Below are 11,807 nucleotides of genomic sequence, written 5' to 3'. Positions count from 1 at the left end.
TGGTTTCTGAGTCCTTTCAGGTCAGAAACCCAAGCCTCTTTCAAGGTCTCCAGAACCAAGAACCGATGGTACGACCACGGCGGGGGTATTGGGGGCAACGTGATTGATTTGGTATGCAGGATTCTAAAATGTTCCATAAGTGAAGCTCTGGAATTTTTAAATGATGGGATGCCCATTGAACCATTGAACCAATTGACGATTTTCAGTAAAGAAGAAAATGAAACAGGTATTGGCATTGTAAAGGTTCATGACATTAGACACCCGGCTCTAATTCAATATCTAAACTCCAGGAGCATTCCAATCACGGTTGCAAAACACTATTGTAAAGAAGTTTGGTACAGCTATAAAGAATCTATGTTTTTTGCCATTGGATTGGAGAACGGCAAAGGTGGCTGGGAACTTCGGAACAGAATTTTTAAAAACAGTAGCAGTCCCAAATCCTACACCCATATAAAACGGAACGGCAATCAACTGATTATTTTGGAAGGCATGTTCGATCTGTTGTCACTGGCCACATTGGAAACGTTACTGTTGAACACTTCGGATATCATGGTCCTGAACTCCATTGCTTTTATAAAAGACATGAAACCCTATATGCATAACTATGAGCAAACCTTGCTTTATTTGGATAATGATACGGCAGGAACTGGAGCTACTAAATACTTTATGGAAACCAATTATAAGGTTATTGATAAAAGTAATACCTATAAAAACCATAAAGACTTAAACAACTATTTGTGTGATGGCGGATGACAATAACTTTGATTTTACACCAAAAGATAACCAAGGTCAAAAACAGAGGACGGTAGAGATTCCGACCGAAGCACTGGATAATTTAGAAGTCTTGGACATGGAAGTAGTACTGAACCTATCGGAAACGGAACTGTCCATGGGGAGGAATTCGAGATGTGTGTCTGTGGACACATTCTCGTTTGCTCCCGAAGGTCGCAAAGAAAAAAAAAGAGTGTTTAAGGGGAAGGGTGACCTCGTTAAGTTTCGATGCAGCGTTTATGAAAAGAAGCTTTTGAATATCAAAGCAGCCAGAAGCGGTTTGACATTAAGTGAATATATACGACGTAGCCTATTTGAACAGGAAATCACGGAACGTTTTACGGAGGAACACATCGAACTCTATAAAATGCTCATCAAGTACCATAACAACTTTAAGTCCATTGGGAACATGTTCAAAAAACGGAATCCCAAGCTTATGGAAGAAGTCCATGCCTTGGCGAACGACATCAAGGCGCACCTTAAAAGGTTTCAACCATGATAGGAAAAGGAAAGAGCATATCACACACCCGGGCTTCCATGTCCTACGGATGGAACCAGTAAAAGGATGCCCAGATCGTACTGAAGGAATTCCTGCATGGGGATTCGCCTGCAGAAATAACCAAGGAGTTCAAAATGGTCCAGGACCTGAACTACCATTGTACCAAGAATACCCTCTCCTTTGTCATTAGTCCGACCATTGAAGATGGCAAACGTTTGGGGACAAAGGAACTCAATGAAATCACGGCACGTTTTATAAAGGACATGAACCTGGGTGAACGCCAAGCGATTGCCTTTGTACATCAGGACAAGGAGCATAAGCATATCCATTTATACACTAACCGTATTGATTTTAGGGGCGTTGCCTATAACGATAGTTTTATTGGGAAGCGCAGCCAATTGGCCGCTGAAAGGGTGGCTGAACGTATGCAGCTGACCACGGTCAAACAGGTACAATTTGAAAAGGCATTCAATTTGATGGAAATCCGTACTGAAATAAAACGTCGGCATGACCTGACCATGAAACAGTTCCAGCCAAAATCCTTTGATGATTATCTCAAGGCGATGGAGACCAATGGCGTTAAGGTCATCCCGACCATTAACAACCAAAACAAGCTTCAGGGCTTTCAGTTTGAGTTTGATGGACATAACCTTAAGGGCAGTGAGGTACACCGCAATATGTCGCTTGGTAATATTGGGAAACTGATGTCTGGGATTCAAGGTGCCGGTATTTCAAAGGATAACAATGTAAGCATTAAACTCGCTGGTAAAGTCGTTGACTTGACACCGAGCATCGCACTGAAAATAACCAAGTTCATTATTAAAAAAGCAATCCAAAAAGGAATCGGATATTAATTAAACATAACAATCATGACAAAACTTGAAGAACTGACCGCCCTTTTGGTCAATGAGCTCCATGACTTTAACAAGGGTGTTGAAAGACTGGAAAAAATCAGTGAAAAAATAAATACGACCAAAGTCAAAATGGATTTAGTTGAATACAAAGCTATTATTGAGTCGCATCAGAAACAAATGGCTTCACACATAAATAGTATGGAGCGTTTTGAAAGTTGTTTTAATAAGAAAATTGAAAATGCCAAGATATATCCTACTTGGGCGGTGGTGGTTTTTATAATTTGTATTATAGCTACTGTAACTTTAAGCTCTTATCTACTTTTTAAATAATTTGCTTTATCGGAAGAAATTTCAGTAAAATGTTAAAAACCTCAATTTCTTTTATAACTTTAGAGTTTTTGCAGATATATAGTTACCAGTAACTATATTTCAGGACGTGACACATTTAGTAAATACATGATTTAATTAGAATAGATTTTTTATATTCTTATTTGCTGTAATTTTAGCTGTTATATTTTTTTAACACACTAAATTCCGTTTGTAGTACGTTTATCGATAAATACAATAGGCTTTCTACTGAGCTTTGGGAATCTTAATTTATCAATATCATTTTTCTCATGAAATTCAAAGTGTGGCGTGACTCTTAGCTTTGCTCTAAAATGATCCTTTATTTGTTGCAATAATTCTGGACTTTCATAATGGGTGGCAATCTTAATTAAAATTTCATCTGTGCCAACATCGTTATGAAACACTTCAATAATGAAACTATCCACATCTTTAAAATGGTTCATGACATTTTGTATGGATGGAGGAAACAGTGTCGTCCCTTTGTACTTTATCATTTGTTTTCTACGACCTTTTACTGGGCCTAATCGCAACGATGTTCTGCCACATTTACACGGCTCATCATGAGTTCTAAGCATGTCACCTGTTTTAAATCTTATTAAAGGCATGGCTTCTATTCCTAAAGTTGTAATAGTTAATTCACCAATTTCTCCATTGTTCACTGGGCTATTATCTTCATTTAAAATTTCAACAATAATCAACTCTGGATGATGATGCCCTCCGTTTTGGTGCTCACATTCGGTAAAAGCAGTGTTCATTTCGGTAGAGGCATACGTAGAATAAAGTTGAATATCCCAAGCGTCTTTGATTTTTTGTCCTAAGGTATTTAATGAGAAATCATCATTCCTAATTGGTTCTCCAATACAGATAGCACCTTTAATTCCAGAATTATTGATATCAATACCATTTACATTGGCAAACTCAATGAGTTTTAGTAAAAACGATGGGACTACTATAAGATATGTCGGTTTATGGTTTAATATAGAATCCCATTGTAATTCTGGAATACCAGCTCCCGTGCGTATAATACCTGATCCTAAACGACGAGCACCTAAAAAATAAGCAATGCCTGCCATAAACCGTCTGTCTAGAGTGGTCATGACTTGTATAATATCTTGCTTTGAAACACCCGCACAATCAAGAGAAATAGCTTCATTGTTTGCCAACCTGTCCAAATCTCTGTCTGTTAAAGCAAAGGTTATTGGTTCACCTAAAGTGCCAGAGGTTATAACATAATCTATAATATCTTGCTTGGGAACACAGAGAAAATCATCATTGTACAATTGCAAATCATTCTTAGTGGTTGGTGGTATCTTTATTAAATCTTCAATAAATTTAATTTCTGCTATATCAATATTATAATAATCAAATAAACGCTTATAAAAAGGTGATTTTTGTTTTACATAAAGCAAAACGTCCTTGAGTTTTTGCTCTTGGAATTCTTTTATTTTTATAATAGATTGTTTCTCTATATCTTGAATCATTGTTTTAGTTTTCGTCGTGATTTTTTTATGCGTTTGGATATAAACTCAGTGTCTGGAAGGGTTGGAATTTCTTTTTTAGATGTCATTTCAAAGAATTTTAATGCTTTTGAATACTGTCTGTGTTCATAATAATATTCGCCTATCAATTTATAAGCTTTCCAATACTCTGGATTCAAGTTGACAAGTAATTCTAAATCTTTGTCATTAAGTTTAATATTATCTAAAGTAGCATGTTCAACTTGACTTTCTAATATTCTATATTCTTCATAATTAAGATAGTCCGTGGTTTCTAAAAAAGGATCCTTAGCTATAGTAATGTCATTTTGTGAAAGTGATGTGTTTAAAGAATTTCCTTCCCTATTTTTAAAAACATCATTTAAGTCATATGCAACAAATTCACCTAATTGATAAGGATTTGTAGAGACCCAAACTTTTAAATCTTCAGGTTGAAAAACAATACTATGATGAGCTAGTAACTGATTGAGTGCTTTTTCGTTGCCAAAACCAATTATTTTATCATTCAGGCCTTTTTTATTTCTTAAAATTTCGACCGCTTTAATGGGGTTTACTTTTTCTTCAGAAGATAATAGCTCTATCATTCTGTCATAACGATATTGTGTATGGCTTTCTTCTATGGTTTTTATGTTTCTTCTATCATTTTTATAAGGTTCACTTTGAAAATGATTAGAACAAATAAGTAGATTTGTATTTTCTACCTCATAAACGCCAAAATGACTTGGTGATACTTCAATTAATACAGCTTTTTTATCTTTTGCGCTTCCGATTAAAATAGATTCTGATACAAAAACTTCACGTTTTGATGCAATATCCACAGCTTCTTCAATATTTGAGGCATATTGTAAAATTTCCCTTGCCACCATAGAAATTGGGGTTTTAGCAACTAAAGGTATTTTAGATTTTCCCGCATTTATGGTCACAGTTAAACCTTTGTCATTCATTCCTGAAACTACGCCAATCATTCCTCCCCAAGTTATGGACATAAAATTATGGCCTGAAGTTGGATTAACAAAAGCAATAATTTTATTTTCAGCAAAAGCATCTCCAGCATAAAAATCAAAATTCCGACCAATGAGTAGTTTGCCGTCTTCTGTTTTGTTTCCCCATGCCGCAAAAGAGGTACAGCCAACTAATGCCAGATCTTGAAGTGCATGCCCAATATCGTGTGCCCCATGTAAATATAAAGAGCGCAGGTAGGGTGTTGCGATACTATTAAAATCTGAGGAGGCATATCGAGTCACTCCATAAATTTCACTCCTATATTCATTTGTAATGTATTGGTACATTTTGCGATTGTACCATGACAAAAATTTTCGCAAAAATTTCTGTTTTCCTTCAGAAGGAACGAGCTCATTGATTTTATCAAAAAACACACGTTCTTGTTTATACATAAGTTTATTTGTAAGGCTGCCAGTTATTAACCCAATTTCTAAAGGATCACCTTCTACATATAATTCCCATAAGCCATATTTATTTTTAGTAATAAAGTTATTGCCGGTATGAGCTGTGGAATCGTTTAAAACAATTTTTTTAGGAATATTCGAATTATATTTTGATAAATCGGGACGATTATTAATTGATTTTTTAATACCACAAGACGAGATAAGCAGAACGAAAGTTAATAAAATACAGACCTTGAATTTTAAAAAATTATTCATTCGAATATGTCTTTCTATACTTATTATTCATCCGTGTAACCATTCGATTTTCCTTATAATTCACCCAACTTTGTCCGATGATTCTTCGCATAAAATTTTCAAAAGTTCGCATGAATAAAATATTTGTAACAAATTCTGTAAACTGTTTTACCCTTCTAGGAAAAGCTCTTAAGGTTATTGAAAATCCGCCATCTTCATAGGTTATATAGTGCCAATATCCACTTGGCATATATAAGGCTTCCCCATGCTTCATTTCAGCAGATAAACCTGTTGCTTGTTGCAGAACAGGATATTTATTAAAGTCAGGATCATCCATGTCTATAATTTCTAAATTATGCACGGTGAAAGGAACTTTATATAAGTATCTTGCTTGGTCTGGAGCAAACAAGGTTACTTTTTTTGTTCCATGAAAATGAAAGTGAAGTAAATCGGCCAAATCCATATCATAATGCGCTAATACTTTCGACCCTTTACCTCCAAAAAACATCACAGGTAAACGTTTAAAAAATTTTAAGCCAATATCAGGATATGTGAAATCTTTAGTTAATTCTGGCATTTTCTGAAGTACGTTATAGAAAAACATACGAAGGTCTGTTGGTTGAGTTTTTAAGATCTCTATGTAATCGTATAATTTCATCTTTTTTGCAGGCACCACAGAATTTTGACGTCCTTTTGTTGGTTCGTTATTATAAAGCGGTACAACTTGATTCCCTGATAAACTTTGAATATAATCTAAATTCCATTTTTTATATGCTGGCCAATCTTTAGATAAATCCTCAATAATAACAGGCTTTTGCTTTTTATAATAATTCTCGATAAAATCGTCCTTAGTTATTGATTTTATTCTTGGAATTGGAATAGTTTTAATTTTCCCCATTAGTCATCTTTTTAATAGAATTTGTAATAAAAAATTTATATAAAAATGGCTGAATTGTAAATGATATTAACATAGCAGATATTATCCCTATAACAGATATCAAAGCTAAAGAATGAAGTGCTGGATGCTTTGCAAATAACAAAACACCAACACCTAAAATGGTTGTAATTACGGATAAAATAACTGAAGTCCTGAAAGTAGCTAAACTAATAAGGCTATTTTCTGTTTGTCTTTGTATACCGTTGGTCATAAAAATACTATAATCCACACCCAATCCAAAAATGAATGTTGAAATTATGATACTAAATATATTAAATTCTAATTTAAATAGACCCATTAAACCAAGAGTTAAAAACCAAGTAGCAAGTATTGGTAGGATGGTGACTAATGTTAATTTGAAATTTCTGTAAAACAATAACAAAAGAGCAAAAACAACTGCTAAACAGTATAGAATTAAGCTGTTGAAATCATTTTTTAAATTTCCTAAAAGATCTTCGTTTATACGTTGTCTATCAATTACAACAGTATTTTTATCTGTATTGAACGCTTCGTTTACCATCGCGATTTGATCATTATCTACCTTAACAACAGTGGATATTGTAATAAGGTTTTCATTTGAGGTTATAAAATCATCAATGGGTAAGGAATTTAGTGCTTTGTAATCGTTTATATTAAGGCTATTAAATTTTTTGTCTAATAAATTATAAAAGTTATTAAAAGTATTAGGTTTAAAACCCATTGTAGTTCCACTTTCAATAAGATTATTTTTGACTAATATCTTTTTTTCAATGTTCCAGAAATTTTCCCAATATTTGATTTGCTCGTTTTGAGTCTTTTCTGAACGTAATAATGCCCCTATAGAATTAAAATCTAAAATAGATGAATCTTCTTTAAATTTTAATAATTTATTATAAATGAGGTCATTGCTTTGAAGTAAGGTTTCCATACTATCACCAAAAGTAACAACATAAAGTGATTTGGATGAAAGATTTATTAAGCTATCTAATTCTATTTCAGCAATTTTAAGCTCTGGTGAAGAGTAATTCAGTTTCGATAAATCTTTATTAAATACAACCTTATTGAAGGTAAATAAACTAATAGTTAAAAGTATTAAAAGGATAGCAATTAATACTTTGCTTTTGTTAAAGTTATAGTTAGCGAGTTTGTCTATAAGAGTAACCTTAGTGCTGTAAGTGTTGTTTTTTACATTATAAACTTGCGGAATAAAAATCAAAGCAAATATAGAAGCTCCTAATACGCTTATGGCAGCAAAAATACCTAAATCTTGTAATGCTTGCGACTGAATAAAAAGTAAACATAGAAAAGCTAAAGCAGTAGTTAAACTGCTCATTAATATTGGTTTACTAATATTTTTATAGAGTGATTCTAGAGTTTCTTGATTTCTAATATGAGTTAGAATATGAAGAGAATAATCTAGTGTAACCCCTAAAAGCACCGCACCTATACCTAAGGAAATGGCTGAAATATCTGATCTTAAAAGGCTTAGAATAGCAATAGCTAACAAAGCTCCAAAAATTGTTGGAACAAATAAAATGAGCAGTACCATTACTTTTCTATAAAAGAAGATAAATAGCAGTAGTAAACTGGTTAAAGCAATACTCACAGTGTATTGAATATCTGTTTTTATTTGTCTTGCATTAGCCTCTGCAATTAACGAACCACCATAATAACTACTTTTTACTTTGGTATTGTATTTCTCATTTAAGTCTTTTTGTAATCGGTATAAGTCACTAACAAAAAATTGATTTTTATCGGTATCCTCTATATTGTCGTTAGGATTTATAAAAAGTAGAATATTTTTTTCATTCTTATGAACCAAAAAACCGTCTTTTAATTTAAAGTCATCTGATAAACCCAACTTATTTAATTGCTTTAAACCCATAAAGGACATGCCTAAGGGATCTTTAACAATAATATTTTTTGCTATAAATCCGGAAGGAGAAATGAGCGTATTATAGTTTGCTATAGTAATAGCTTTTATGGAATCCTTGTTAATTTTGGAATCTATAATTTTATAGTCATCTTCAGATAAAAATAGTGCTAAGTTGCTATAAACAAAATCAATCATTTCTAAAGCATCTTCATCTTCAATATTACCTTTCACATCATTAATGAAATCTTTGTAATTATTAGAAAGACTATCTGTAATTGCAGAGGCATAATCAACAAGATCTTCAAAATTTCCATCTTTCTCTAAGCTAATATTAATTATTATTTTATCTGCGAAGTTGACATGTTTTAGAACGGTTTGTAACTTTTCGTTATTTGAGTTCGAAGGAATCAATTTCGAAATATCTTCATCGAATTTTATGTTTGAAGCAATCCACACTAAAACACTAAATAAGGCAATCACAATTATCAAATAATTGATTCTTTTATGTTCTACACATCTATGTATGCGCCAGAATAGATTACCCATTAGTTTTACTTTTGTCAGTAACCGAAAATACAAAATAACCTAATAAACCAAAAATCATGGCAGCTACAGATGAGAGTGTTATACTCCCAATCAAATAGGTTTTTAAATGTTCAGCAATATCGAAGTTTTCTTTAATATTCTCTATCGAATATTTAGTATCATTTCCTAATATTATATTGCCAACTTGCAAACTTATAAATAACACAAAAGGAATAAAAGGTACAATGCTAATATTAGAAAACGCAAAAGCTATGACTTTATTAAGTCTAAAAAATATTGCTAAAAAAATAACGATTACTGTATGAAAACCCCAAAGGGGTGATATACCTATAAAAACACCTAAAGCAATTGATAATGCTTTTTTTTTTGGTGAATCCTGATGTCTTAATATATCTTCAACTAAAAATCTTTTGAACCCTTTTTTTTTTAACCGACGATATAAATTTAGAGGTGTAATATAGAAAAGACGCACCAATAAAAACCAAGTGTACAATACAACCATACGAGAAATATCCATAAAAGGTCTAAAGTGCGATACGCGTTCATTTGGATCATATAAAACATTAATGGGAACATGTTTTATTTCAATTCCATACCAATATGACTTGACGATAGCTTCAATTTCGAATTCAAATTTTTTGGTGAATTTCATAAATTTTATGAATTCCATTTCTTTTATAGGATATAATCTAAAACCAGATTGTGAATCGTTGAGTCGTAGTCCTGTAGCTGCATGCATCCAAAAAGTAGACACCCGATTGCCTTTTGCGCTTTGTGCAAAAACATCAGCATTATCCATATTACGATCGCCAATTATTAAAATTTTTTTATTGTTGGAATCATGGAGTTCATTTATAAAATTTGGAATGTCGTCAGGGAAGTGTTGCCCATCAGTATCTAATGTAATGGCATAGTCGTACCCTAAAGAAACAGCAGTCTTAAATCCTAATTTGAGGGCAGTTCCTTTTCCGGTATTGTTAGGTTTGTGTATTTTTTCGATATTAGGATAATCTGACAGAATTAGAGAAGTAGCATCCGTAGAACCATCATTGACTACAATAATATCTTCAGTATATTTTAGAATACCATCTAAAACACGACTTAATGTATTATGATTATTATACGTCGGAATTATTACACAGCATTTTAGCTGTTTCATTTTAGATTGAATAGTTCCTTTTGGCATTTGGTTTGTTGACTCTTAATCTAATGAATAGAATATTTTACAAAAGTAGCATTACATTTTAAAATAGAGCGACCATCTATAAAAGAAGTATGATTTTTAATTTTAAACCCTTCGTTTTCAAGACTTATGTCGATATTAAAATTTAAAATATCATCAAAATTTGGATCCACTAAGGTTAAAAATTTAACACGAGATAACTGTTGCATAAATAGAGATTCCTCTAAATGAATTTCAAGACAATTTTTTAATATTTGAAGCATTACGACACCAGGTGTTACAGGGTTTTTAGGAAAGTGACCTTCAAATATTTGGTGTGTTTTATTAATCTTTACAGAGGCTTCAATACTTTGGTCTTTCACACTTTTTAAATATATTATGTTATAAAAATCATCTAAAAGCATGGCTATTAATGTTTAAAAGTATCGTCTGAAATTTTTGTATTTATCTGTTTATTTTTAAAAGTAATAGTTGTAAAATCATCATTAGGTTCTACTAATTTCACTTCTTCCACTTCTGTAGATTCATTGGAAAATTTTAATTCAAATCTAGCAATAAATCTACTTAATTTTTTTTCATTAGGAATAAATATCACTAAATAACCAGTGTCAATTTTAAAATAGGTTATATTAAATTGGCTATCATCAAACATATCTCCTTTAATACTATTAACGATTAATGAATTTAGATCTTTAAACAGTTTATTAGACTTTAAATTGAGCGTTTCTTTTTTGTCGTTGTTTGATATATAGAGTTTATCTTCTTTAAATAGGGCAACATTTTTATAAGGTTCTATATATTCCCATTTCACTAAATTTGGAGACATAAATGCTAACTTTCCTTTGGAAATTATGGTATTATTCATAATGCTTAGATGTTTTTCTTGAATAAAATCACTCAGCATATTTTTAGTGTTGTTAGCAATAGTTGTCACTTTTCTTATAAAAACTTTTTGTTCATTGGCGTTCAATTCAACTTGCGCATTAATTGAAAATATGCTGACAAATAACAAAATTATTAAGTAATAATATTTAATTTTCATTTAGCAAATCGTTTATAGTTATAGCTTCTATTTTGTGTTGTTTTAGATGAAGCAATAAATGTTCCAAAATATATGGGGTATTTGGTTGTGTGTCATGAAACAAAATAATATCACCAATTGAAATTTGATTTATAATTCGCTTTAAAACAAGGTTTTTGTTTTTTATTACCGTATCAAAAGATCTGTTATTCCAACCAATAACTGTATGCCTAGTTTCTTTTAAAGCATTGGCTAAATTTGGTGTAGTGACACCAAAAGGGGGTCTAAAGTATAGTGGAGCCTTTCCGATTATTTTTTTTAAAATGGCATCCGTTTTATGGATTTCTTCTAGCCATTTTGATTTTGACGAAAAACTAATATTTACACTATGAGAATAGGAATGATTCCCAATGCAATGGCCTCTTTTAGCAATCTCTTTTAATATTTCAGGATGTTGCTCAACTTTATTTCCAATGCAAAAAAAAGTAGCTTTTGTATTATAACGATCTAGAATATCTAAAATAGTATAGGTTAATTCAGGGTGTGGGCCATCATCAAAAGTAATTGCTATTTTTTTTGATTCTATTAATTTTTTAGATGTAAATGACTTCAAAAAAAAATTGGCACGCATTGAAAACGAACCTATTATTGTAATAA

The 11,807-nt window shown here is 31.9% G+C and carries 12 protein-coding genes; 4 read left to right on the top strand and 8 right to left on the bottom strand.

Features of this window, described 5'->3' with window-relative positions:
- The 4 genes from CSW08_RS08005 to CSW08_RS07990 form a co-directional block, all read left to right on the top strand.
- Positions 1-753, top strand: a 753-nt coding sequence (locus CSW08_RS08005) for a toprim domain-containing protein (RefSeq protein ID WP_106659383.1), incomplete at its 5' end; no start/stop codon positions are given.
- A gap of 136 nt (positions 754-889) precedes the next feature.
- Positions 890-1,270, top strand: coding sequence for a mobilization protein MbpA (gene mbpA, locus CSW08_RS08000; protein WP_238987226.1), 381 nt, complete (start codon positions 890-892; stop codon positions 1,268-1,270).
- Positions 1,271-1,344: 74 nt separating this feature from the next.
- Positions 1,345-2,124 carry a relaxase/mobilization nuclease domain-containing protein gene (locus CSW08_RS07995; RefSeq protein WP_317044925.1) on the top strand — a complete coding sequence of 260 codons (780 nt, stop codon included), beginning with the start codon at positions 1,345-1,347 and terminating at the stop codon, positions 2,122-2,124.
- A gap of 15 nt (positions 2,125-2,139) precedes the next feature.
- Positions 2,140-2,454: a DUF6730 family protein gene (locus CSW08_RS07990; RefSeq protein WP_106659382.1), complete on the top strand. Its 315-nt coding sequence runs from the start codon at positions 2,140-2,142 to the stop codon at positions 2,452-2,454.
- A 197-nt stretch (positions 2,455-2,651) separates the two neighbouring features.
- On the opposite strand, the gene CSW08_RS07985 is transcribed toward CSW08_RS07990, so the two are convergent.
- The 8 genes from CSW08_RS07985 to CSW08_RS07950 are packed head-to-tail and all read right to left on the bottom strand — an operon-like array spanning position 2,652 to position 11,763.
- The gene (locus CSW08_RS07985; RefSeq protein ID WP_106659381.1) at positions 2,652-3,953 is read right to left on the bottom strand and encodes a phenylacetate--CoA ligase family protein; all 1,302 of its coding nucleotides are present in this window, start codon (positions 3,951-3,953) and stop codon (positions 2,652-2,654) included.
- The gene (locus tag CSW08_RS07980) at positions 3,950-5,629 is read right to left on the bottom strand and encodes a C45 family autoproteolytic acyltransferase/hydolase (RefSeq protein ID WP_106659380.1); all 1,680 of its coding nucleotides are present in this window, start codon (positions 5,627-5,629) and stop codon (positions 3,950-3,952) included. The genes CSW08_RS07985 and CSW08_RS07980 overlap by 4 nt, the downstream gene beginning before the upstream one ends.
- Complete coding sequence (locus tag CSW08_RS07975) at positions 5,622-6,506, bottom strand: cupin-like domain-containing protein (RefSeq protein ID WP_106659379.1); 885 nt, start codon at positions 6,504-6,506, stop codon at positions 5,622-5,624. The genes CSW08_RS07980 and CSW08_RS07975 overlap by 8 nt, the downstream gene beginning before the upstream one ends.
- Complete coding sequence (locus tag CSW08_RS07970; protein WP_106659378.1) at positions 6,493-8,946, bottom strand: MMPL family transporter; 2,454 nt, start codon at positions 8,944-8,946, stop codon at positions 6,493-6,495. The genes CSW08_RS07975 and CSW08_RS07970 overlap by 14 nt, the downstream gene beginning before the upstream one ends.
- Positions 8,939-10,105 (bottom strand): DUF2062 domain-containing protein, encoded by a 1,167-nt coding sequence (locus CSW08_RS07965; RefSeq protein ID WP_238987224.1) that lies wholly within the window; start codon positions 10,103-10,105, stop codon positions 8,939-8,941. The genes CSW08_RS07970 and CSW08_RS07965 overlap by 8 nt, the downstream gene beginning before the upstream one ends.
- A 47-nt stretch (positions 10,106-10,152) precedes the next feature.
- Positions 10,153-10,533, bottom strand: coding sequence for a hotdog family protein (locus CSW08_RS07960; RefSeq protein ID WP_106659376.1), 381 nt, complete (start codon positions 10,531-10,533; stop codon positions 10,153-10,155).
- Between the two features lie 5 nt (positions 10,534-10,538).
- Positions 10,539-11,171 carry a LolA family protein gene (locus CSW08_RS07955; RefSeq protein WP_106659375.1) on the bottom strand — a complete coding sequence of 211 codons (633 nt, stop codon included), beginning with the start codon at positions 11,169-11,171 and terminating at the stop codon, positions 10,539-10,541.
- Positions 11,161-11,763: a polysaccharide deacetylase family protein gene (locus tag CSW08_RS07950; RefSeq protein ID WP_162495546.1), complete on the bottom strand. Its 603-nt coding sequence runs from the start codon at positions 11,761-11,763 to the stop codon at positions 11,161-11,163. Before CSW08_RS07950 ends, CSW08_RS07955 begins: the two co-directional genes overlap by 11 nt.
- Positions 11,764-11,807: the final 44 nt, after the last annotated feature.

The organism is Confluentibacter flavum (genome assembly GCF_002843175.1).
In the GTDB taxonomy this organism is placed as follows: domain Bacteria; phylum Bacteroidota; class Bacteroidia; order Flavobacteriales; family Flavobacteriaceae; genus Confluentibacter; species Confluentibacter flavum.
This window is presented reverse-complemented; position numbering and strand designations above follow the sequence as displayed.

Excerpts from the sequence above, each read along its gene's own strand:
- mbpA (WP_238987226.1), top strand. The coding sequence starts at position 890 with ATGGGGAGGAATTCGAGATGTGTGTCTGTGGACACATTCTCGTTTGCT.
- CSW08_RS07990 (WP_106659382.1), top strand. The coding sequence starts at position 2,140 with ATGACAAAACTTGAAGAACTGACCGCCCTTTTGGTCAATGAGCTCCAT.
- CSW08_RS07985 (WP_106659381.1), bottom strand. The coding sequence starts at position 3,953 with ATGATTCAAGATATAGAGAAACAATCTATTATAAAAATAAAAGAATTC.
- CSW08_RS07980 (WP_106659380.1), bottom strand. The coding sequence starts at position 5,629 with ATGAATAATTTTTTAAAATTCAAGGTCTGTATTTTATTAACTTTCGTT.
- CSW08_RS07975 (WP_106659379.1), bottom strand. The coding sequence starts at position 6,506 with ATGGGGAAAATTAAAACTATTCCAATTCCAAGAATAAAATCAATAACT.
- CSW08_RS07970 (WP_106659378.1), bottom strand. The coding sequence starts at position 8,946 with ATGGGTAATCTATTCTGGCGCATACATAGATGTGTAGAACATAAAAGA.
- CSW08_RS07965 (WP_238987224.1), bottom strand. The coding sequence starts at position 10,105 with ATGAAACAGCTAAAATGCTGTGTAATAATTCCGACGTATAATAATCAT.
- CSW08_RS07960 (WP_106659376.1), bottom strand. The coding sequence starts at position 10,533 with ATGCTTTTAGATGATTTTTATAACATAATATATTTAAAAAGTGTGAAA.
- CSW08_RS07955 (WP_106659375.1), bottom strand. The coding sequence starts at position 11,171 with ATGAAAATTAAATATTATTACTTAATAATTTTGTTATTTGTCAGCATA.